This is a genomic window from Roseobacter insulae, from assembly GCF_019375555.1.
Taxonomy (GTDB): domain Bacteria; phylum Pseudomonadota; class Alphaproteobacteria; order Rhodobacterales; family Rhodobacteraceae; genus Roseobacter; species Roseobacter insulae.
This window is the reverse complement of the sequence record NZ_JAHXDN010000003.1, coordinates 340,858-363,445: the sequence shown is the minus strand read 5'-3', so window position 1 is coordinate 363,445 and position 22,588 is coordinate 340,858. Positions and strand designations below refer to the sequence as shown.

Genomic DNA, 22,588 nt, shown 5'->3' with positions numbered 1-22,588 from the left:
GTGAAGGGCGATGCGGGGCGTCCTGCGCCGTCTAGCCAAGCTCCATCGTTGCGATGGCCTGGAACGCCCATGGTGCGCTGGCCGGCGGGATGCCCGTGAACATTCTTGCGGTTTCGAAGACAGGCTCGAAACCATGTTGCTTCAGCAAAACCGCCAGCGCGGTGTCATGCCCGGGCACATCGACAAACAGCGGATCCGATGATGCAGCGACCGGATGGGCCCCCAAAAGCGCCAGTGCGTCCACTTCTGAAGATGCGTAAAGCGGGCCGATCTTGCATCCCAGCCCGCACTGCCGAAAGGTTGCGAAGCCCTTGATGTCTGATCCCTCGACCAGAACAACGGTCTGGCGTGTTGGCCTGTACGACAGCCATGTCGTCGAGAAGGCGGTGCGGGTCATACCGGACGCGCGTGCATCGCAGCTGACCAGATGCTGCAGTTCGCGGGTCGTGGCCAGCTGGACACGCGGGTCTGAAACCCGGTCGAGGTGCCCATTGTAGCGGACGGTGCTGCCGGTCTTCGCAAATCCTGATTTCGCATAATTCGCCTGCTGCTCCGGCACGCCATCCAACCCGATGCAACGGGAACCCGCGTGCGCGATCCCCGCGCGCCAGACCTCGATCCCATACCCCTGCCCGCGGAATTCGGGCCTGCACAGGTACAGCCCAAGAAAGGCGAAATCCGTGTCATGGTTCACGACGGAAACGGCGGCAACCGATGCATTGTCGACCTCCTTGATCAGGAAACCCGTCGGGTCGGCCGCATGAAAGGCCGCAGCATCGTCAAGACCGGGGTTCCAGCCTTCATCGGCGGCCCAGTCCAGAACCACGCGCAGATCCTCCACAGTCATTGGCCGCACGGTCATTGCGACAAGGCCTCTTTCAGCGACGGGGCACGTGCATTCCTTTCCCGCAGGTCGAGGGCGGAATGCAGGTCAACAAGATGGCTCCGCATCAGGTCTTCGGCTTGCGTAGCGTCACCCTCAGCCAAGGCGCGCACCAATGCGTGATGCGCGTGTTTTTCACACAAGGCGCTTTCCCGCCGCCAGTAGAGCGCGATGATCAGGGACGACCGCGCCACGAGGGTTTCGATGAAACCCGCAATCGTGGCCTGATCGGCGATCCGGGCAATTTCGTTGTGAAAGAGCCCCGACAGATACAGCGCCCGCCCGGGGTCGGCGGCCTCCAGCGCGGCATGTTCATCCGCAATATGACGTTCCAGCAAGGCGATATCCTCCGGCGTGGCGCGTGCCGCGGCACTGCGGGCCGTCCGGGGTTCCAACAGTTCCCGGGCTTCGAAAACCTCATGCGCTTCGGTCAGGGAGGGAGAGGCGACGCTCGCCCCCTTGTTGCGCCTGATGTCGATCAGCTTGACATGTGAAAGCCCCTGCAGCGCCGCCCGCACCACCGTCCGCGACACCCCGTAGATCTCTGCCAGTTCATCCTCACCCAGCTTCGTGCCCGGCGCGATACGATGTTCATGGATGGCCAGAGACAGCGCCCGCGCGATGCTGTCGCTGGTCGCGGGTTGGGACTGCGGTGTGACTGTGCTGCGGCTCATAATGCTTCCTCGTCATTCCCACATGGCAGAGCGGTTTGCGCGCCTCAAGCCTTTCATGCGTATCCAACGGAAACTTGTATTGTATACAATTTTGTGTTCAATTTTTAATCACAGAGAGATCAAAGCGCAAAAGATTTCAGCAGCCGCAGGCAGCGTGGGGGAAAATCGCATAGCCGAAATTGCCTTGCGGCGCGCCAGGAGACTTCACTGCATCAACCGCACCGGGGGATTTATGACAGCACAGATCAAGGAACTGGAATTGGTGTCCGTGACCAAACGCTACGGCGCGACGGTGGCGGTCGATGCCATCAGCCACAAGTTCCGGCCCGGCGGGTATGCGTGTCTGCTGGGTCCGTCGGGATGTGGCAAATCCTCGACGCTGCGCATGATCGCCGGGCATGAAATCGTCTCGGACGGGACGATCCTGCTCGGCGGGGCTGACATCTCGGAACTGCCCCCAGCCAAACGCGGCACGGCGATGATGTTTCAGAACTACGCGTTGTTTCCGCATCTCAGCGTGGCCGAGAACGTGGCATTCAGCCTGAAGATGCGTGGCGTCGACAAACGGGAGCGACTGGCGAAGGCTGGCGAGATGCTGGAACTGGTTGATCTCAGCGTCCTGAGCGACCGGCTGCCCGACCAGCTGTCCGGCGGGCAGCAACAACGGGTAGCCCTGGCCCGCGCGCTGATCACCCGGCCGCAGGTATTGCTGCTGGATGAACCGCTCTCTGCCCTTGATCCCTTTCTGCGCATCCGGATGCGGGGTGAGTTGCGCAAACTGCAACGCGAACTCGGCATCAGTTTCATTCATGTTACCCACGGGCAGGACGAGGCGCTGGCGCTCGCCGACGAGATTGTCGTGATGAACGATGCGGTGATTGAACAGGCCGGAACCGCGCGCGAGGTCTTCAACGCCCCGACCACCGCCTTCGTCGCGCAATTCATCGGCGGACATAACGTGATTGCCCTGCCCGACGGGCATTTTGCCATCCGCAGCGACGCCATCGGCATCGCGGCCCCGGATGCGGGCGCGATGCAGGGCAACATCCTCGGCGTGGAGTATCAAGGCGCGCATGTCTCGGTTTCCGCCATGATCGCGGGCGACCAGGAGGTCAGCGCATTGGTTCCCGAAGGCGATTTTTTCGACAACCCACTCAACCCAGGCGATCAGGTCGGTCTGATCTGGGATCCCGCAAATCTGCATAAGCTCACGGCCTAGACCACACCCGACAAGGAGAAGACATATGACCAAAATCTCACGACGCAACGTGCTCAAGGGCGGCGCAGCCTTCGCCGCCGGCAGCACCCTCGGCGCCCCGATGATCTGGGCGCAGAACATCAAGGATGTGACCCTGCGCCAGTTCGGCACCGGGGTGTCAAACCTCAACGAGGTCGCCCAGAAGGTGAAGGAAGACCTTGGATTCACGCTGGAAATGACGGCGCTCGACAGCGACAGCGTGACCCAGCGCGCGGCGACGCAACCCAACAGTTTCGACATCGCCGACATCGAGTACTGGATCTGCAAGAAGGTCTGGCCCACCGGCAACCTGCAGGCGATGGATACCTCCAAGATCAAGAATTACGACAAGATCGTGGGCATCTTCCGCAATGGCAAACTGACCCCCGAAAGCACCATCGCCCAGGGCACCGCGCCGCATACGGTCGGCTTTACCTCCGGTCCGGATGGTAAGGATTTCGTCGACAATGAAAGCGGCTGGATGACGCTGATCCCGACGATCTACAACGCCGACACGCTGGGCATCCGCCCCGATCTGATCGGGCGGCCGATCAACAACTGGTCCGAACTGCTGAACCCCGAGTTCAAGGGCAAGGCGTCGATCCTCGATATCTCCTCCATCGGCATCATGGACATGGCGATGGTCGTCGAGTCGATGGGCGAGTACAAATACCCCGACAAGGGCAATATGACCCGCGAAGAGATCGACCTGACCATGGCGATCTTTACAGAGGCCAAGAAGAACGGCCAGTTCCGCGCCTTCTGGAAGTCCTTCGACGAGAGCGTGAACCTGATGGCCTCCGGCGAGGTGGTGATCCAGTCGATGTGGTCACCCGCGATCACGGCGGTGAAGTCGAAGGGCGTGCCTTGCGTCTACCAGCCGCTGGAAGAAGGGTACCGATCATGGGGTGGCGGCATTGGCCTGTCCGCGGCGCTGACCGGGCTGGAGCGGGACGCGGCCTATGAATACATCAACTGGTATCTCGACGGATGGGTCGGCGGCTTCCTGATGCGTCAGGGCTACTATTCGGCCGTGCCGGAAACCTCCAAGAACTTCATGTCCGAGAACGAGTGGGGCTACTGGTTCGAAGGCAAGGAGGCCACGGATACGATCACCTCACCCTTCGGCGATCCGCTGGCGCAGGCAGGCGAAACCCGCGACGGCGGCTCCTTCCAGGACCGCATGGGGGCCGTGGCCTGCTGGAACGCGGTGATGGACGAGAACCAGTACATGGTCCGCAAGTGGAACGAGTTCATCGCGGCCTGACACCAACTGGGATGGGCGCGGATGTGCCCGTCCCACCCTGCCCCGGAAAGTCCCAACGTGCTGAAGAACAATACCTTTGTCGGATGGCTGATGGCGCTGCCCATCATGGCGGTGCTGATGTTCTTCCTTGTCCTGCCGATTATCATGATCGTGATCGTCAGTTTCTGGCAAGCCACCGAATTCTCGATTGTCCCCGCCTTCGTCTGGGAAAACTACGAATTCCTCTTCGGCTCAAACGTCACGTACCGGGTGTTCCTCAACACGTTCAAATACGCGGCGATCACATGGGCATTCACGCTTGGCATCGGCTTTACCGTCGCCTATTTCCTCGCCTTTCACGTGCGCAGCCTGACCTGGCAGATCGTGCTCTTTCTGCTGTGCACCATCCCCTTCTGGACCTCGAACATCATCCGCATGATCTCGTGGATCCCGTTTCTGGGGCGCAATGGTATCGCCAATTCCACGCTGATCTCGTGGGGCGTCATCGATGCACCGCTCGAATGGCTGCTGTTCAGCGACTTCGCGGTGATCCTCGCCTTCGTGCATCTCTACACGCTCTTTATGGTGGTGCCGATCTTCAACACAATGATGCGGATCGACAAATCGCTGATCGAGGCGGCGCGGGATGCGGGCGCGTCAGGCGCACAGATCCTGTGGAACGTGATCATTCCGCTGACCAAGCCCGGCATCATGATCGGCACCATCTTCGTGGTCACCCTCGTGATGGGCGATTTCATCACCGTCCGGTTCATGTCCGGCAGCCAGTCCGCCAACGTCGGGCGGCTCATCTCGAACGATATCGCGCTGCTGGCCTATCCCTCCGCCTCGGCCACGGCCGTGGTGCTGTTGCTGACGGTGCTGATCGTGATCGGCATCCTGCTGCGCTTCGTCGACATAAGGAAGGAGCTGTAAATGGAACCGCGTCCCAGATCCTTCTACATTCTCGCCACCTTCTTCGCGCTGTTCCTGCTGTTCCTCTACGGGCCCACGATCACCATTGCGATCCTGTCGTTCCAAGGGCCCGGCGGCGGCTTGACCTTCCCGATGCGCGGCACCTCCCTGCACTGGTTCCGGGACCTGTTCGAACAGCAGGCCGTGGGTGATATCTGGGGCAGCTTTCGCCGCAGCTTCGCGCTGGGGCTGATGGTCATGGTGACTACGGTTGTGTTTTCGGTGATGGGCGGGCTGGCCTTTCGCAAGAAGTTTCGCGGCTCCGGCCTGCTGTTCTACCTGATTATCACCTCGCTGGTGATCCCCTCGATCCTGATCTCGCTGGGTGTCGGGCTGATCTTTTCGCAATCGGGGTTTGAGGTGCACTGGTCCACATCCGGCTTTGGCGCACAACTCACCTGGACCCTGCCCTTCGGCCTTCTGATCATGTTCGCGGTCTTCAACCGCTTCGACAAGAGCTACGAGGAAGCCGCCCGGGACCTCGGCGCCTCGTCCTGGCAGACATTGCGCCACGTGGTGCTGCCGATCATCGGGCCCTCGCTGATCGGGGTGGCGCTTTTTGGCTTCACCCTCAGCTATGACGAGTTTGCACGGACCTTGCTGACCTCAGGCAGCTACAACACGTTGCCGCTCGAAATCTTCGGCATGACCACCAATGTCACGACGCCCGTGCTCTACGCCCTGGGCACCCTGACAACGGTGTTTTCGCTCCTGATGATCGGACTGTTCCTGTGCCTTGCGCTTCTCAGCGCGCGACGCAAGGCCCGCGCCGGATCGGACGCGGGCAAGGGCATGGTATGATTGTCCTGATCAATCCCAACAGCACCGCCTCGATGACCCAGGCGATGCTGCGCACCGCGCGCGACGCGGCCCCCGACGCACAGTTCGAGGGATGGACCTCTCATGACGGACCGCCCGCCATCCAGGGTGAGGCGGACGGGCGGCTGGCCGCGGCACCGCTGCTGAAGCTCGTGGCCGAAGCGTCGGATCGCGGCGCATCTGCGATCATCATCGGATGTTTTGATGACACCGCCCTCGATGCAGCCCACAAAATTGCAGATTGCCCGGTCGTCGGCATCGGTCAGGCCGCCTATCACTTTGCGGCGCTGACCGGAGAACGCTTCTCTGTTGTCACAACCCTTGATGTCTCGGTGCCCATACTGCGGGCAAACATCATCCGCTATGGTCTCGACCGGCACCTTGTGAACGTGCGTGCCAGCGGCATCCCTGTGCTGGCGCTGGAAGAGCAGTCAAAATCGGCCTCGGATCAGGTGATCGCCGAGGTTCAGACAGCGGTTCGGGAAGACAACGTGCAATCTGTTGTCCTCGGCTGCGGCGGCATGGTTGATATTGTGCAGGAGGCGGCAAGGGCCGGCCCAATCCGCCTTATCGACGGCGTGCGCGCCGCCGCATGTTTTGCAGGCCAGCTTTGACAGTGGCCTATGGGCGGCGCTGATCTTCACATCACAGTCCGGTGCGCGGATGCTTCTTGTCAACGTGGCCTGAGCCTGACGCCCGCGATGCCTTCATCACTCAACTTCGGCCCGGGACCGGCGCCTGACCCGGTGCGCGTTTCCAGTCTCGGAGCGCGATGACCACAGAACAAAAGGGCCGGACAGCCCCCGAGCGATCAACGCCAGCCCAAGGGCCTGTCGAATGCGGAGGTGGAGACAAACCGCCGATGAACGCCATTCCGGACGATTGGCACCCTCACTCGGTATCGAGGCGAAACTTCAAGAATGGCGTTCCGTCATAGTCAACTTCGCCGACGAATTTCGCTCCGAGACGATCCAGAGCGCCTAAGTTCTTTCGTGATGGCGGCAGCAGAAAGGTGACAAACGGGATGCGCGCATCCGCGACGGCAAACGCGATAGCCTTCCGCGAGATTTGTCGGCCAAGTCCAAACGCATCCGGTCTCAGCACCAAACCATAGTCCCATTCATCACCTTCCTTCTGGAACCCGCCCCACCCGACATACTGGCCATTCGACAGGAACGCCCAGTGACCAAGCCCGTCGCGGCGCCAGTTTCTTTCCTTGCCGACGACAAATTTTGCGACGGCGGCCCGGTCCCATGTGACTGTGAGGAGCGGCATATGCTCGGCAACCCGCGGATCATTCATATGGGCGATAATTTCATCCGGGCGAATCCGGGGCAGCCGGGTAAACGTGATCTCGGTTTTCATGTGGAAATCCCTCCGGACAGAAGACGGAATGCTGATGGCAGCGGCGGTTTCGGCAGGCCTGAAAACGGCGGGGTTGCGCCTTCGGAGAGCCTGCACATCTGGCTATGGCTTGAAGCCGACTTAAGGCGCAGCTGCAATAGTCATTCGACAGATCGGCTCAGGTTCATCACGACGGGCGTAACAGGTCGCGCCAGTCACGCGCATCCCCGCATAGGCGACACCTCATCTTGCGGCAACGCACCCCTTATGCGCGTTTCGGAAAGGCCACATTGCGACCTCGGCCCCGGATGCCTGTAGCACCCCGGTGCTTGCAGCGGGTGCGTGGCAAGGACCGGCAGCAAGCCGATGGTTTTCCGACCGACACGCCCCATGCGCCCATAGTCGAAAAACTCTCAAGGTAACCCTGAAACGCGCATGACGATCGCAACGACTATATTCTCGGCCCTGGCACTGACGTCAACTGCCCAAGCGGGGCTGGTCCAAGATCTCTCTTTCTTCGGCCTGACGCACCCGATCCTGACATTCCTGCCGCGTAGGGATGATGTGACGAAACCCGATCCTGAAAGCCCAATGGGCGACAGCCGACCGGTCGCCGGCTTCCATCATCAGGCTGTGCTCCATCCTGTCGTCGTCCGCCAAAACCAACGACGGCCATTTAGCATCAACCGCGATCCTCATACAGAAGCATAAATGGGACCAGGTTCAACACCCCGAACCACTATCTGAACACGCCGGAAAGCCTGGCCGCGGGCAGCCATCCCAATGATCAACCTGGCGCGACAGAAGATCTGACGATGGACGACCGGACCGGACAGGTCGTGATGATCGATGTGTCAGATCAGGTGCAGGCGAGCTCACCAGCAACGGCGGCCGCCCGCGCCCGGACACTTCCGTCTCCGGTTTCTCGTACCAATCACAGGCAACCGTTCGCGCGTCAGACATCGAGGCCGGGGTGTGGGTCGTCGCCAATCCGCGATGGTCTTCATCCGGTTCGCCGATGGCCTCAAGTCCGTCTCGCTGCGGGCTCTGTGGGGGTTGTCGGATAATCTGGTGCCCAGTGCCGCGACGCTCTCGATCTATCGGGGGTCGTGCGGCGCCTCGGCACCGCTGCAGGATTTGTGTTCGACTATGGGGCGTTCGGAGTTCTTGCAGGATATGGCGTCGGGGCCTCTTTCGCCGCTGCGTTTCTTCAAGCCCGGCTCATGTGGATCGCGCACGGTTTTTGTCTCGCAATGGATCAGGGCAAGTGGGCTCCCGGTTTGATCGCGTTTCAATGGATTGTGCTGATGAAAGCAATCGGCGGGGCCTTGTTAATGGGATACGGCGCTTGGTTGCTGTGATCGCGATGGCCCCTGTCGCGGGCGCAGATCGGCGCCCGGGCCTCGCAGGCAACTCGCTGCCGCCGTTTCCCGCCCTATGCAAGCCTCGGTTGAAGGCGTGCCCTTCATGGACTGATGAAACAAGACCGCAGATAGCACGGAGTCGTCGGTCCGGATGACCTGTGGTTACAGCAGGTGCGCGTTGATGGCCGCTCTTCATCGATGTCGCGGCACCTCGACCCTGGCCGCAAAATGGTCGCCTGACCCGCGTCGGGATCACGCCCTCAACCGCGTCCCGCGGGGGTCAAAGGGGGGCTCATGCAGGATTGTCGCCTTATGTGGCTGGCCCAGAACCATTACCTCGACTTCATCACCCGCCTCTGCGCCGGTTACAAATCCCAGCGCGAGGCTCGTACCGACCGTGTAGCCGTAAGTACCTGAGGTTACACGGCCAATTCCCCTGCCACCCCTGAAAATCGGCTCACCACCTGTCGCATCCGCGTTGGCGGCGTCGGTCTGATCCTTGTCCAAGGCCAACAAGACCAGATGTTCACGCGCCTCCTTGGCGATGGTGGTCGCCAGCGCCTCCCTGTTCAGAAAATTCTTGTCCATTTTGCACAGACGCGCGAGCCCCACTTCCTGCGGCCAGTACTCCGGGCTGTATTCCCGGCTCCATGATCCATAGCCCTTCTCCACCCGCAGGCTCATCAGTGCACGCGACCCCACCGGCCCGGCCTCAAAGGCCCGGCCCGCCTGCAGCAAGACCTCGAGAAGCCGGGCCTGATCTTCGGCAGCGCAATGCAGTTCCCATCCCAGATCGCCGGTGAAGGATACCCGCAGCGCAAGCACCCGGATGCCCGCCAGATCGATCCACTTTGACCGCATGAAGGCAAAATCTTCGGTAGCAAGCGACGCGTTGGTCAGCCGCTGCAGCATCTCGCGCGACTTCGGCCCCGCCACGTTGAACCCGCAATAGGCTTCCGTCATGCTTACAAAATCGGTGCCTTCGGGCAGCGGTACCGCTTTGAAAAACCGCTGGTGGTATCGCTCCGCCATGCCTGATCCGATGATCCAGAAGTCGTCTTCTGCAAGCCGGGTTACCGTGAAATCGCCAGCAATCCCGCCTCGCTTGCCAATAAGCGGCGTCAGGCAGGAGCGGCCCACGGTTCCGGGCATGGTGTTGGCGAACACCGCGTTCAGCCAGGCTTCGGCACCGGGACCTGTGCAGCGATACTTGGCGAAGTTGGAAATATCGATGATGCCGGCGTTGTCGCGCAGCATTCGGCATTCGCGTCCCACCGGTGCCCACCAGTTCTGACGTGTAAACCCGTCGGTGTCTTCGGTCCCGGGCGTGTCGGCATACCACAGGGGATGTTCCCATCCGTAGTTCAGGCCAAAGACCGCACCAAGGCCCTTCTGAAGGTCATAGGCCCCGCGCCTGCGCATCGGTCGGCCTGCCGCGCGTTCTTCGCCGGGAAAGTGAATTTTGAAGCGGTTGGCATATTGATCCCCGACCCGCGCTTTGGTGAAAGCCTTGTCTGCCCATGCGCCAAAGCGCGCTATGTCCCACGCGAACATGTCGTATCGGGTTTCACCGGTGACGATCCAGTCCGCCGCCAGCAGACCCATACCGCCCGATTGCGAAAAGCCGGGGATGATCCCGTTGCAGCAGAAGTAGTTCGACACCTCCGGCACCGGGCCAAAGAGCACATTTGCGTCCGGCGACCAGATCATCGGACCATTGATCACCCGCTTGATCCCGGCCTGACCCACGGCTGGCACACGGTCAATGGCGCGCATCATGTTATCTTCGATGCGTTCGAGATCATCGGCAAAGAGTTCATGACCAAAACCTTGCGGAGTGCCGTGCTCTGCCCAGAACCGCAGGTCCTTTTCATAGGCGCCCACCAGCAGGCCCTTGCCTTCCTGCCTGAGGTAGTATTCCCCGTCCCGATCCGCCACGGAGGGCAGACGCCGGTCCATCGCGGCGATCTCGGCGATTGTCTCGGTCACGAAATACTGGTGCTCGGTCGGCTGAAGCGGCAACTCGATTCCCGCCAGCGCCGCCACTTCGCGCCCCCAGAGCCCGGCGGCATTCACCACCCACTCGGTCCGGATGTCGCCCTTTGGCGTGCGCACAATCCACGTGCCGTCTGGCTGCTGTTCCGTGCCCGTCACCGGACAGAACCGAATGACCTCCGCCCCGTTCTGGCGCGCGCCCGCCGCATAGGCATTGGTCACCCCGGACGGGTCCACATTGCCGCCGTCAGGCTCCCACATGATGCAGCGGATACCATCGAAGTTCACCAGGGGATGCAGCCGCTCGGCCTCATCGCGACCGACCTCGTGAAAATTCATGCCGTATAATCTGGCTTTTGCCGCCTGTAGCCGCAGCTGATGCTCCCGCGCCTCGGTCTGCGCCAGATAGAGGGAGCCGGGTTGAAACACGCCACAGCTTTGGCCGGTTTCAGCCTCCAGGCGGTTATAGAGGTTCATCGTATAGTGCTGAATGCGGCTGATGTTGGTGCTGTCATGCAGCCCGTGAATATTGGCCGCCGCATGCCAGGTGGAGCCCGATGTCAGTTCGTCCCGCTCCAGCAACATGACATCGCGCCACCCCATCTTGGTGAGATGATAAAGGATGGAGCAGCCAATGACGCCGCCTCCGATGACAACGGCCTGGGCATGGGTACGCATGACGGGGTGATCCTGTGTGACTGTCCTGCCGGGCATACTGGCGCAGCGTGTCCCGCACGGTTTGCGCATTGGCGACATATTCCGTCGCAAGCGTACAAGAGCCGCGATCAATCGGGCGCGACCGGCGCGCAGAAATCCTAACCTGCCATCCGCACCGCGCAGCCGTAATCACGTGGTTTTCCGAGCCTGTCGGTTTGCGCTTGATCTTGTCATAATCATAGATATATTTTATCCATGATTCGAGCAGAGGCAGAATATGAAACTTGGCGATGGCGTTGAGCAGGCGATACATTGCGTGACCCTTCTGGCATCCATGCCGGAGGGTGGCCTTCTCTCTGCGGCCGCAATGGCAGAGTTTCACGGGGTCTCGGTCAGCTACCTGCTGAAACACCTGCAGGCGCTTTCCGGGGCCGGTATCGTGCAGACAGTGCCCGGACCACGCGGCGGCTATCGCCTCGCCCGCGGCGCCGATGCCATCACGCTGCTCGACATCGTGCTGGCCGTCGAAGGGCACGAACCTGCGTTTCGCTGCAAGGAGATCAGGCAAAACGGTCCTGATCCCCTCCCGGCGCGGCATTTCAGACGGCCCTGCCAGATCAACGCCGCCATGCTACGGGCGGAACGCGCCTATCGGAACGAATTGCGATCGGTCACTGTATCCGACCTGATCCAGCAACTGCTTGCCGAGGATGACGGCTCCACCGCGGCGCGCGGTTGCGCGTTCTTCGATGCGCACCTGCGCTATCCGAAACCCAAACCCAAATCCACAAATTGAAAAGGACAGGATGATGCACCAACGACTTGACTACATGAAAGCCGCACCCGATGCCGTGCAGGCGGTGTACGCGCTGGAAAAATTTGTGGCGACCAAATCCGGGATCGACCCGAGGTTGCTGCACCTTTTGAAACTGCGTGCCTCGCAGATCAACGGCTGCGCGTTTTGCGTGGACATGCATACCAAGGAAGCCCGCAACGACGGGTTGAGCGAACAATGGATCGCACTGGTCTGCGTATGGCGGGAAGCGTCGGTCTTCGACGCGCGGGAACGGGCGGTTCTGGAATGGACGGAGGCGCTCACCTCGGTCAGCGACACAGGGGCGCCCGATACGGCCTATGACGCGGTGCGCGCTCATTTCTCAGACACGGAAATCACCAATCTGAGCGTTGCGATCGGGACCATCAACATCTGGAACCGGTTGGCAGTTGGGTTTCGCACCCAACACCCCGTTGACATTGCGGCCTGAAACCGCTGCGCGGCGGTTTAACTACCGCTCGCGCCCGGTTGAAGGCTGCAAACGCCGGTCGGTGTCACGGCATCGACCGGCTGAACCATATTCATGAAACGGCAGGATGTGTCGTTTTCAAGATAGCGGCACCCGGGTCCAGCGGAGACCCTCTGACCAAAGCAAAGTCGGAGACACTCATGCAAACAACCACCCGTGTTGCCGTCATCGGCGGAGGCGTCGTTGGCGCTTCGGTTCTGTACCACCTGACCAAACTGGGATGGTCGGACGTTATGCTGCTGGAACGCTCCGAGCTGACCTCTGGCTCTACATGGCACGCCGCGGGTGGCTTTCACACGCTCAACGGCGACACCAATATGGCCGCGCTGCAGGGCTACACCATCCGGCTCTACAAGGAGCTGGAGGAGATCACAGGGCTGTCCTGCGGTCTGCACCACGTGGGCGGTGTGACGCTTGCCGACAACCAGGACCGCTTCGACATGCTGCTGGCCGAGCGCGCCAAGCACCGCTTCATGGGGATGGAGACCGAAATCGTCGGCCCCGAGGAGATCCGCAGGATCGCGCCGGTAACCAACACAGACGGAATCATCGGCGCGCTGTATGATCCGCTGGACGGGCATCTCGATCCCTCCGGCACAACCCATGCTTATGCCAAGGCGGCGCGGATGGGTGGGGCCACCATTGAAACCCATTGCATGGTGCGCGAAACGAACCAGCGTGCGGACGGCACCTGGGACGTGGTGACCGACAACGGCACCATCCACGCCGAACACGTCGTCAACGCGGGCGGCCTCTGGGCGCGCGAAGTGGGCAAGATGGCGGGCATTTATTTCCCTCTGCACCCGATGGAACACCAGTATCTGGTGACCGAAGACGTGCCGATGATTGTTGAGATGACGGCCGGGGGCAACGAGCACCCGCATGTGATGGACCCTGCTGGCGAAAGCTATCTGCGTCAGGAAGGTCGCGGCCTGTGCATCGGGTTTTACGAACAGCCCTGTCGGCCCTGGGCGGTGGACGGCACCTCGTGGGAGTTCGGACAGGACCTGTTGCCAAACGACTTTGACAAGATCGAGCAAAGCATTGATTTCGCGTATAAACGCTTTCCCGATCTGGAACGGGCGGGCGTGAAAAGCGTTATTCACGGCCCCTTCACCTTTGCCCCCGATGGCAACCCACTGGTGGGTCCGGTGCCCGGTGTGCGTAATTACTGGTCCGCCTGCGGCGTCATGGCCGGATTCTCGCAAGGCGGTGGGGTCGGCCTGATGCTGGCGCAATGGATGATCGAGGGGGAACCCGAACGGGACACGATGGCCATGGATGTCGCCCGCTTCGGTGACTGGATCAGCCCCGGCTATACGCTGCCGAAAGTGATCGAAAACTATCAAAAACGCTTCTCGGTTGCCTATCCGAACGAAGAACTCCCCGCAGCACGGCCCAACCGCACCACACCGATGTATGACATCTTTACCGGGATGGGCGCGGTCTGGGGCCAGCAGTACGGCCTGGAAGTGGCCAACTACTTCGCCAAGGGCAACGAGCCAACCTATGAAACGCCCTCCTTCCGCCGCTCCGATGCATTCGAGGCCACCGCGCGCGAAGTTCAGGCCGTACGCAACGGCGTTGGTATCAACGAGGTCCAGAACTTCGGCAAATACAGCGTCACGGGGCCCAGGGCGCGGGCGTGGCTCAACCGTATCATGGCAGGCCGCGTTCCGACGCCGGGCCGCCTCAGCCTGACGCCGATGCTGTCGCCCAAGGGGAAACTGATCGGCGATTTCACGATGTCCTGCCTGAGCGAGACGGAGTTTCAGCTGACCGCCTCCTACGGCGCGCAGGCCTTTCACTGGCGCTGGTTCCTGCAACACCTCGAAGACGGCATGCACATCGAAAACATCTCCGACAGGCGCACCGGCTTTCAGGTTGCCGGGCCGCGGGCGCGCGACGTGTTGGCAGCCTGCACGCGCGCGGATATTGGCAACATGCGGTTTCTCGACCTGCGCCGGCTGACCGTGGGGATGACGGACTGCATTGTGCAGCGCGTCAGCTATACCGGTGATCTGGGCTACGAGATATACTGCGACGCGACGGGCCAGCGCACGCTCTGGCACACGTTATGGGCTGCGGGACAACCGCTCGGGATGGTTCCCTTCGGCATGCGCGCGATGATGTCCCTGCGGCTTGACCGGTTCTTCGGCAGCTGGATGGCCGAGTTTTCACCCGATTACACCGCGGCGGAAACCGGGCTGGACCGGTTCATCAGCTTCAAGAAGAACGATGCCTTTATCGGGCGCGCCGCGGCGGAGGCGGAACGGGCGACAGGCCCGGCGCGCAGGCTTGTCAGCTTCGAGGTCGATGCCGACGACGCGGATGTTCAGGGGTATGAGCCCATCTGGCTGGACGGGGCGGTGGTGGGCTTTTGCACCTCGGGCGGCTACTCCCACCATGCGGGCAAATCCGTTGCCTTCGGGTTCCTGCCATCCGACCGCGTCGCCGAGGCACCGGATGTCGCGATCGAAATCCTGGGCCAGATGCGCCCTGCGCGCGTGATTACCCGGCCGTTGTTTGACCCGGACGGCGCGCGCATGCGCGGTTAGCGCCGCTTTTGTTGGGCTGCCAACTGCTGTATGCAGGGCACATGACCGAGCAGGCACCCTGCGATCTTCCCATTATCCTGCTTGCCGCGGGTCAGTCCAGACGTATGCGGGGCGCGGACAAGCTGCTGGAAGAGGTCGACGGGATGCCTTTGCTACGCCGACAGGCCAACATGGCCTGTGAGGTCACCGCCGGTCCCGTCCTCGTGGCCTTGCCGCCCGCGCCCCACCCCCGGTATCAGTGCCTCGATGCGTTGGGCGTCAACCGTATTCCCGTTGCCAATGCCTCTGAGGGTATGAACGCCAGTCTGCGCGCGGCGTTTGCCGCGCTTCCGCCCAAGGCGCCGGCAGCGATGCTGTTGCTTGCGGATTTACCGGAACTGACGGCGCAGGACCTCAGGACCGTCTTGCAGGCCGTTGATTTAACATCCGAAACACTGATCTGGCGCGGCGTCACGGAAGGCGGGGAACCGGGGCACCCGATTGTCTTTGCCGCAGAGCTTTTCAGCGCTTTTGCGGCGCTGACGGGCGACAGCGGCGGCCGGTCGATTGTCGAGTCCGCAGGAGACCGCATGACGCTTGTCCCCTTGCCCGGCAACCACGCGCGCTGCGATCTGGACACGCCCGAGGCATGGGCGGCCTGGCTTGCCGCACGGCCCGCATAAAAAAACGGGAGAGCAAGCCCTCCCGTTTTAAGGCTCCGCCGGAAGAAGACCGGCGAAAGCTGCATATTCCAACTGTTGAAACGGATTATGATTGGCGTGTGAGCAACTGCGCCTCGTATTTCTTCAGCGATCTGCGCGCCGCCTGAAAAGAGGCCGCGCCCGCCGGTGTTTTCAGCTCGGGGAACAGATGCTCAAGCTCCGTCCGCTGCGCATTTCCGATGCCGGCAAGACTGTAATCCCCGGGCTGGAAGCTTTCTGTCCAAGTACCATCGGACAACAGAACTTCATGCTGCGCGCACATCACGTGAATGTAGGTTGTCCACCGCACGTTGGCTGTCTCGACCCCCGGCAATCCGGTCAGGTGTTTCGCCGCAACCAGGACTTCGTTTTCCTCAAAGTACAGCGCAGTCTTGTCATTGGTCACAAGCACCCGGTGGTTCGGGCTCAGCACCATGTCCCGCAGCGGCAAGCCGCCGCCCAGAGCACCCTTGCGGATCCTGATCGGTCTATGGTGCGGATGCAGCGCCAGCTCGGCCCCGGTCATGCCACGCTGACCCTTCCAGCAGATCTCCTGGATGCCGTTGTCGCGGGTGATGACACGATCGCCGGGGCGCAGGTCTTCCACCGGCCGTTCTCCCTCCGGCGTGGCAATCAACGTGCCGGGCGTAAAGCAGATGGGTGGGGCACCCACAAGGTTTTCGATGTCCTCGAAGACCAGTTGCCCGGTGGCGTTCCCATCCGCATCAAAGTAATCGACCACCCCGTCTTCGCGGTCATCAGAGGTATAGGTCACGGTCAGGGTGCCATCGCCCGCCGACCCCGTCAGGTCCAGCGTGTCATAATCGTCGCCCCCGTCTCCGCCATCGACATCATCCCCGGCACCCAGATCGATGAACCGGTCCCTGTCATCACCTCCAGACAGGTTGTCAGCGCCCGCGCCGCCCGAAATGACATCATTCCCGGCATCGCCGAAAACCGTGTCGTCCCCGGCCTCGGCAAAGATGATGTCATCCCCGTCCCCGCCATGGATCGTGTCGCCCTGCTGCGGCACCGGGGCGTTGAAGTAGACATCGGTGAAATTTACGCCGGTATCGGCATCGCCATCCTGCGAATGGGTGATGACAATCCGTGCGACAGGCCCGTCGATGCCCACCAGCAGGGAATACCTTGCGCTGGTGTCGTTGTTGTAGCCGCCGGCGCTGTCTGCGGTATCTGCGCCCGCGGCACCGCCCGTGTCCGTCAGCGTCAGCCGGTTGCCGCCGGTCAGCGTGACCGGAATTTCCGCGCCATCGGCATCATAGGCACTGACTTTAACAATGCCGTCGCCGTCGATGTCGTTGATGCGAAAATCAACATTGGTGACGCTTGCGTTGAAAGATATCTCGTATTCAGCCGATAACCCGTCACCGCGCAGCAGGCTTTCGACCGAGCTGTTTTCGTCAACCGCGTCCCCGTCGTCCTCGATACCGGTGATGTTCTGGTCATTGTCGGCGAAGGTGGTCGCCGCATCCGCCGCATCGCGCGCGGTAAACGTGACGCGCACCGATCCGGTGTTCTGGACAAAGCCGCCTGCAAGGGAATCGCCCTCTTCAACCGGATCGTCCGCGTCGGGGCCCGGTGCCAGATCCCACCGCAGTACCTCGCGTTCCGGGTTCCCGACGGGATCGTCCGGGGGATCACCGCCAAGCGTCCGGTCACCGTAGATCAGATCGTCCCCGTCTCCGCCATCGACGAAATCGCTGCCTGCGCCGGCGTAGATGTCATCGTCACCGGCGCCCGCGCGCACGATGTCGTCGCCGGCGCGGGCATCGACAATATCGTCATCGGGCGCCTCGCCGGGCAAGATTGCATCACCCGCGTCAATCCGATCACCCTCTGGATCGCCGGTATAGCCGCTGTCGATGACGTCAGCATCATCGGTGCCGGAGACAATGCCATCCCCGAGCACGGGATTGTTGACTATGTCCCGGTCGTACACCGCGACATAGTCGATTTCGCCCTCGAAAAACTTTGCATAGTTGTCTTCACGCGTTTCACGCGCACCGAAGGTGAAGTTCTCGCCATCGTCATCCTGGGTGGTGAGCGCCAGACCCAGCGTATCGAAATCATAGCTGTCCCGCGTGCCATCGGACAGGTTCTCGACGGTCAGCGTTCCGCCCGCGCCGGCCGACCAGCCGTAGGTCACGACCACCTCGTCCCCCTCGTCGAACAGGCAATCCGCCGTGGTCAGATCAAGGCGCGCATCCCCGCAAGAGTGGGTGACCGTCACCCGCCCGTCCCCGGTAACGCCAAGGGCAAAATACCCGTCCTGAAAGCGGTCGTTGAATTCCCCCCGATTGACAAGGATCGCGGGGGATTTGTGCGGTTGATCGCCTTGCGTGAACCGCACGGCGACAGTCCCCTCGGTCAGATCAAACGGATCGTCCGGGCCGCGCGTCGAAAAATAATCCTTGTGGCCGTCCAGCGAGAGCGCACCGTCCTCGGCTTCCGCATCGCCAAATGCCTGACCGTTTTGAGCAATGCCATCGGCCAGACCTGTGTCTTCGTTTTCCTGCCCAGTGAGGAAATCCCAGAAGCCAACCAGATGGGCCGCATTCGGATCGCTGTCGCCGTCAGACATCTTCTTCCCTCTTCACCCGCCCGCGCTGATGGCACATTGCGCGGACGTACCGACCTGCCGCGGCTCAACCGGGGCACTGGCCCTTCCATGCTGTCGGGCGACTGCGGCGCAGACATCAACCTTGGTGGCCGTTATCGCGTCGCACCGCTGACACCTTGCTCGGATGCAAGTGCCGCGCCCGGATGCATCCGTCAGTGATAGTCGATCCGTCGGAACGCGAAAAAGGGAAAAATCTCAGAAAACTATCAGCGGTTGCAGCGTCACGCCGCAGCGATTCTCGCAGGAATGGCAGGGGGATCCAATGTCACACGCGGGGGTTAGGTATCGGATATTCCCGCGACCCGTGGCCGCTCCCGAAAAATAAGGGAAATTGGCTGTATATCCTCCTGAATCGCCTCTCCGCTCACTGGTTTGGCCGTTTCGCGGACGCTTGGGGCCTGCGGCGCGCAGGGCCGAAAACACGCAGTGTCACATTTTTGACATATTTTCGCCGAAATCGGAACAATATCCGGATTTGGCGGCAACTTGCGACCAAGACGGCACAGTCCGGAGCGATTGCTTTGGGAAAAGAGCGAATCAAACTCGTCCGCTGCGGCCTGATCTTTCCCGTATCGCGGGATGCGTTGCCTGTGGTACCCAAGGCCGGACTCGAACCGGCACGCCCGAAGGCGGGGGATTTTGAATCCCCTGCGTCTACCATTCCGCCACTTGGGCAACGAGAGCGGCTTACCCTGTGCCTGTCCGTCCGGCAAGAGGATTTTCCACCAAATGAGCCCCGGCTCCCTTGACCCGCATCCCGTCGCATGATCTGCCACCGACACGATAACGGTGGATCGAACACTTATGCTGCGCAAAATCTACGACTGGACGCTGGGCAAGGTCGATCATCCTCGTGCGTTATGGGTTCTCGCCTTCGTGAGCTTCATCGAGAGTTCGGTGTTTCCCATCCCCCCCGACGTCCTGATGATCCCGATGATCATTGCGCGCCCGTCGCGCGCGTGGCTGATCGCAGGTGTGGCGCTTGTCGCCTCCGTTCTTGGAGGCATGCTGGGGTACGCCATCGGGGCCTTTGCCTTCGAGGCGATCGGACGGCCGATCCTCGAAAGCCTCGGCAAGGAGGGCGCGATGACGGCGTTCAACACGCGCTTCAATGATTTCGGATTCTGGGCTGTCCTGACGGCGGGTGTCACGCCGTTTCCCTACAAGGTCATCACCATCATGTCGGGCTGGACCTCGATGCCGCTGGGGACCTTTGTCGCCACGTCGATCCTCGCCCGCGGCCTGCGATTCTTCATCGTGGCGTTTCTGCTCTGGAAATTCGGCGCGCCGATCCGTGATTTCATTGAAAAGCGGCTGGGCCTGATGTTCACTCTCTTCGTCGCCCTGCTGGTGGGCGGCTTTGCTGTCCTGAAGGTGCTATGACCCGCAACCAGACAATCACCTTGGCAGCCGCCGGTTCCGCCGCCCTGTTGATCGGGGCGTTCGCCTTCCAGTATGTTGGTGGGCTGCCACCCTGCAAGCTGTGCATCTGGCAGCGATATCCGCATGTGATCGCGGTTCTGCTGGGGCTTCTGGCTCTGCGGCTTCAGAGCGCGCTGCTGGTCGTGCTGGGGGCTGTTGCCGCCTTTGCCACCGCTGCGGTCGGCCTCTACCACGTTGGGGTTGAACAGGTCTGGTGGCAAGGGCCGACAACCTGCTCGTCCGGTCCGATCACCGGCAAGAGCGCGGACGAACTGCTGGATCAGATCCTGTCTGCGCAGCTGGTCAGATGCGACGAGATCGCGTGGGAAATGCTGGGGATCAGCATGGCAGGCTGGAACGCGCTTGTTTCCCTGGGCCTCGCGATCCTCTGGCTGACCGCATTGCGGCGCCGTTAGGTCGATTTTCGGGTGCTCAGCAGCAGACTTGTTTCGCTTGCCGTCACCCCGTCGAGCCGACGGACGCGCGCGAGGACGTTGTCGAACTGTTCAAGTGTTTTGGCACCGATCTCGACGATGACGTCCCACCGCCCGTTTGTCGAATAAACCCGCCGCAGTTCCGGCATCCCGCCCAGCTGGCGAATGATCCTGTCGGTGCCCCTGCCCTCGATTGCGATCATCATCAGACCGCGCACCGGGTCGGTCAGACCGTCCTGCTTCATCACAACTGAAAACCCAAGGATGTCTCCCCGGTCCTGAAGCTTCGCGATTCGGGTTCGGACCGTCGCACGCGTCAGCCCCAGACCTGACGCCAGTTCTGACAGGGTGGCCCGGGCATTATGTCGGAGGACGCCGATCAGGCGCCTGTCCATTTCGTCCATTTTGATCATCCGTTTCGAGTAATGAGATCACGTTACGAACAATTCGGCCACTTGTCGATATCCCGAAGCGGTCGATATCTTCATGGCATCTCACATCACGGAGCCTCAGATGACCCATCAAACCTGTATTCTTGTTGGTGCCCCTGTCGATAGCGGCAAACGCCGCCGCGGATGCCTGATGGGTCCGGATGCCTACCGCACCGCCGGACTGGCAGACGCCCTTGGCGATCTGGGTCACACCGTTGAGGACCGCGGCAATGTGCGCCCTGCTCCCTTCACGCCGCAAGCGCATGCCAAGATCCACGCGCGCGAGGAAACCATTGCCTGGACAGAGGCGCTTGCTGCCGCCGCTGAAACAAGCCTGCGAGACGGATTGCCAATCTTTCTGGGAGGGGATCATTCGCTGTCACTCGGAACCGTACTGGGGGCGATGCGTCACGCCGACGCCATCAACCGCCCATTGTTCGTGCTCTGGCTTGACGCGCACAGCGATTTTCACACGCCGGTCACAACCGACAGCGGCAACCTGCATGGCACCCCGCTGGGCTACGTGACCGGCAGATCCGACTTCGACGGGTTCCCGGCCGTTACCCGGCCACTGCCGCAGGACAACATCGCGATCATCGGTCTGCGCTCGGTGGACACTGCCGAACGGGCGGCCCTGCAGGAATCCTCCATTCAGCACGTCGACATGCGCGAGATTGACGAGAGTGGCATTGCCAAGCCGCTGACCGCATTCCTGGAGCGTGTGGCCGCCGCGAATGGCATGCTGCACGTCTCGCTGGATGTGGACTTTCTGGATCCCGCCGTCGCCCCTGCGGTGGGCACGACGGTGCCCGGAGGTGCCACGATCCGCGAAGGCCATCTCGTTATGGAAATGCTGCACGACAGCGGTCTCATGACCTCGCTCGATCTCGTGGAACTGAACCCGTTTCTGGATGAACGCGGCCGCACGGCCCGGGTCATGGTCGATCTGGCCGCCTCGGCGCTGGGGCGTCGTGTCTTTGACCGCCCCACACGCGCCTACTGATCATGCAGGTACAGGCCCCTTCCGCCGTCGTGATGATCCGCCCGCATCACTTCCACTCCAACCCCGAAACGCAAGGCGACAATGCTTTCCAGAGGGCGACATCCGGCACGCCCTGCGTGGCCGCGCGCTCCGAGTTTGACGGCGTTGTGGAACGTCTGCGCGCCCATGGCGTCACCGTGCATGATTTCGATGACACGGGCATGGAAACGCCCGACAGCGTGTTTCCCAACAACTGGTTGTCGACACATTCGGGCGGCCATATCGCGGTCTATCCGATGCATGCCGCCAACCGTCGCCGAGAACGCCGGTGGGACATTATCGATATGCTGAAAACGCAGTACCGGGTTCAGGATGTCATCGATTACTCCGGGCTGGAACAGGACGGTCTGGCGCTTGAAGGCACGGGTGCCATGGTGCTCGACCACATCGGGCGCATCGCCTATGTCGCAAGATCCCGTCGTGCCGATCCTGCCTTGCTGGAACGCTTCTGCACCCATTTCAACTTCGAACCGATCGCCTTTGACGCCCGGGATGCGCAGGGGCGACCGGTCTATCACACCAACGTTCTGATGACGATCGGCACGCGGTTTGCCATGGTCGGGCTGGAGATGATCACGCATCCACACTGTCGAGAGACCGTGGCCGAACGGCTGCGCGAAACCGGGCGCGATGTGATCGGGCTGGGCACAGACCAGATCGGCGAATTCGCCGGAAACGCGATCGAGCTTTGCGGCAAGGACGGACCCGTGCTGGCGCTGTCCCGGCGCGCCCTTGCCGCACTGGACACAGATCAGAAAAGACGCATCGAGGCGCATGCGACGCTTCTGCCCCTCTCTATCCCGACCCTTGAAACCGCCGGTGGCTCCGTGCGCTGCATGATCGCAGGTCTGCACCTTGCGCGCCGTTCCCCGACAGGAGCCTGAC

20 protein-coding genes and 1 tRNA gene are annotated in these 22,588 nt (G+C 61.7%); 14 read left to right on the top strand and 7 right to left on the bottom strand.

What is annotated here, in order from left to right; all coding sequences use genetic code 11:
* Positions 1-31: 31 nt before the first annotated feature.
* Together KX928_RS13250 and KX928_RS13245 are read right to left on the bottom strand one after the other, a co-directional pair.
* The gene (locus KX928_RS13250; RefSeq protein ID WP_219503216.1) at positions 32-862 is read right to left on the bottom strand and encodes a GNAT family N-acetyltransferase; all 831 of its coding nucleotides are present in this window, start codon (positions 860-862) and stop codon (positions 32-34) included.
* Complete coding sequence (locus tag KX928_RS13245; RefSeq protein WP_219503211.1) at positions 859-1,557, bottom strand: GntR family transcriptional regulator; 699 nt, start codon at positions 1,555-1,557, stop codon at positions 859-861. Before KX928_RS13245 ends, KX928_RS13250 begins: the two co-directional genes overlap by 4 nt.
* 232 nt (positions 1,558-1,789) lie before the next feature.
* On the opposite strand from KX928_RS13245, the gene KX928_RS13240 reads away from it, so the two are divergent.
* From KX928_RS13240 to KX928_RS13220, 5 genes are all read left to right on the top strand, one after another.
* On the top strand, positions 1,790-2,776 hold the full coding sequence (locus KX928_RS13240; RefSeq protein WP_219503210.1) for an ABC transporter ATP-binding protein: 987 nt from the start codon (positions 1,790-1,792) through the stop codon (positions 2,774-2,776).
* A gap of 25 nt (positions 2,777-2,801) precedes the next feature.
* The gene (locus tag KX928_RS13235; RefSeq protein ID WP_219503206.1) at positions 2,802-4,061 is read left to right on the top strand and encodes an ABC transporter substrate-binding protein; all 1,260 of its coding nucleotides are present in this window, start codon (positions 2,802-2,804) and stop codon (positions 4,059-4,061) included.
* A gap of 90 nt (positions 4,062-4,151) precedes the next feature.
* Positions 4,152-4,973, top strand: a complete 822-nt coding sequence (locus KX928_RS13230; protein WP_257883793.1) for an ABC transporter permease — start codon at positions 4,152-4,154, stop codon at positions 4,971-4,973.
* Positions 4,974-5,813: an ABC transporter permease gene (locus KX928_RS13225; protein ID WP_219503199.1), complete on the top strand. Its 840-nt coding sequence runs from the start codon at positions 4,974-4,976 to the stop codon at positions 5,811-5,813.
* Positions 5,810-6,445: an aspartate/glutamate racemase family protein gene (locus KX928_RS13220; RefSeq protein ID WP_219503196.1), complete on the top strand. Its 636-nt coding sequence runs from the start codon at positions 5,810-5,812 to the stop codon at positions 6,443-6,445. Before KX928_RS13225 ends, KX928_RS13220 begins: the two co-directional genes overlap by 4 nt.
* 277 nt (positions 6,446-6,722) lie before the next feature.
* Here the strand turns inward: KX928_RS13220 and KX928_RS13215 are convergent, their stop codons facing one another.
* The gene (locus KX928_RS13215; protein ID WP_219503194.1) at positions 6,723-7,196 is read right to left on the bottom strand and encodes a GNAT family N-acetyltransferase; all 474 of its coding nucleotides are present in this window, start codon (positions 7,194-7,196) and stop codon (positions 6,723-6,725) included.
* A 414-nt stretch (positions 7,197-7,610) separates the two neighbouring features.
* Here KX928_RS13215 and KX928_RS13210 point away from each other — a divergent pair, with 414 nt between their 5' ends.
* A complete protein-coding gene (locus tag KX928_RS13210) occupies positions 7,611-7,886 on the top strand; it encodes a hypothetical protein (RefSeq protein ID WP_219503190.1) in 276 nt (91 codons plus the stop codon).
* Positions 7,887-8,791: 905 nt separating this feature from the next.
* Here KX928_RS13210 and KX928_RS13205 read toward each other — a convergent pair.
* On the bottom strand, positions 8,792-11,212 hold the full coding sequence (locus KX928_RS13205) for a GcvT family protein (RefSeq protein WP_219503187.1): 2,421 nt from the start codon (positions 11,210-11,212) through the stop codon (positions 8,792-8,794).
* 256 nt (positions 11,213-11,468) lie between these two features.
* On the opposite strand from KX928_RS13205, the gene KX928_RS13200 reads away from it, so the two are divergent.
* The 4 genes from KX928_RS13200 to KX928_RS13185 all read left to right on the top strand — a co-directional run bounded on the left by KX928_RS13200 (position 11,469) and on the right by KX928_RS13185 (position 15,715).
* Positions 11,469-11,987 (top strand): RrF2 family transcriptional regulator, encoded by a 519-nt coding sequence (locus tag KX928_RS13200; protein ID WP_219503184.1) that lies wholly within the window; start codon positions 11,469-11,471, stop codon positions 11,985-11,987.
* Positions 11,988-12,000: 13 nt separating this feature from the next.
* Entirely contained in the window at positions 12,001-12,456 is a 456-nt protein-coding gene (locus KX928_RS13195) for a carboxymuconolactone decarboxylase family protein (protein WP_219503182.1), read from the top strand.
* A gap of 179 nt (positions 12,457-12,635) precedes the next feature.
* Positions 12,636-15,053 (top strand): GcvT family protein, encoded by a 2,418-nt coding sequence (locus KX928_RS13190; protein ID WP_219503167.1) that lies wholly within the window; start codon positions 12,636-12,638, stop codon positions 15,051-15,053.
* 41 nt (positions 15,054-15,094) lie between these two features.
* Complete coding sequence (locus KX928_RS13185) at positions 15,095-15,715, top strand: nucleotidyltransferase family protein (protein ID WP_219503164.1); 621 nt, start codon at positions 15,095-15,097, stop codon at positions 15,713-15,715.
* An 85-nt stretch (positions 15,716-15,800) separates the two neighbouring features.
* Here the strand turns inward: KX928_RS13185 and KX928_RS13180 are convergent, their stop codons facing one another.
* Together KX928_RS13180 and KX928_RS13175 are read right to left on the bottom strand one after the other, a co-directional pair.
* Positions 15,801-18,335 (bottom strand): Hint domain-containing protein, encoded by a 2,535-nt coding sequence (locus tag KX928_RS13180; RefSeq protein ID WP_219503160.1) that lies wholly within the window; start codon positions 18,333-18,335, stop codon positions 15,801-15,803.
* A gap of 630 nt (positions 18,336-18,965) precedes the next feature.
* Positions 18,966-19,049: transfer RNA gene (locus KX928_RS13175), tRNA-Leu, on the bottom strand.
* A 129-nt stretch (positions 19,050-19,178) separates the two neighbouring features.
* Here KX928_RS13175 and KX928_RS13170 point away from each other — a divergent pair.
* Both KX928_RS13170 and KX928_RS13165 read left to right on the top strand, forming a co-directional pair.
* Positions 19,179-19,757 carry a YqaA family protein gene (locus KX928_RS13170; RefSeq protein WP_219503158.1) on the top strand — a complete coding sequence of 193 codons (579 nt, stop codon included), beginning with the start codon at positions 19,179-19,181 and terminating at the stop codon, positions 19,755-19,757.
* Positions 19,754-20,212: a disulfide bond formation protein B gene (locus tag KX928_RS13165; RefSeq protein ID WP_219503155.1), complete on the top strand. Its 459-nt coding sequence runs from the start codon at positions 19,754-19,756 to the stop codon at positions 20,210-20,212. The genes KX928_RS13170 and KX928_RS13165 overlap by 4 nt, the downstream gene beginning before the upstream one ends.
* Here the strand turns inward: KX928_RS13165 and KX928_RS13160 are convergent.
* Entirely contained in the window at positions 20,209-20,634 is a 426-nt protein-coding gene (locus tag KX928_RS13160) for an Lrp/AsnC family transcriptional regulator (RefSeq protein ID WP_219503152.1), read from the bottom strand. The genes KX928_RS13165 and KX928_RS13160 overlap by 4 nt on opposite strands.
* A 109-nt stretch (positions 20,635-20,743) precedes the next feature.
* Between KX928_RS13160 and rocF the strand changes: the two genes are divergently transcribed.
* Together rocF and ctlX are read left to right on the top strand one after the other, a co-directional pair.
* Entirely contained in the window at positions 20,744-21,664 is a 921-nt protein-coding gene (gene rocF, locus KX928_RS13155) for an arginase (RefSeq protein ID WP_219503150.1), read from the top strand.
* Positions 21,664-22,587 (top strand): citrulline utilization hydrolase CtlX, encoded by a 924-nt coding sequence (gene ctlX, locus KX928_RS13150; protein ID WP_219503843.1) that lies wholly within the window; start codon positions 21,664-21,666, stop codon positions 22,585-22,587. Before rocF ends, ctlX begins: the two co-directional genes overlap by 1 nt.
* The last annotated feature ends 1 nt before the right edge of the window (position 22,588 follow it).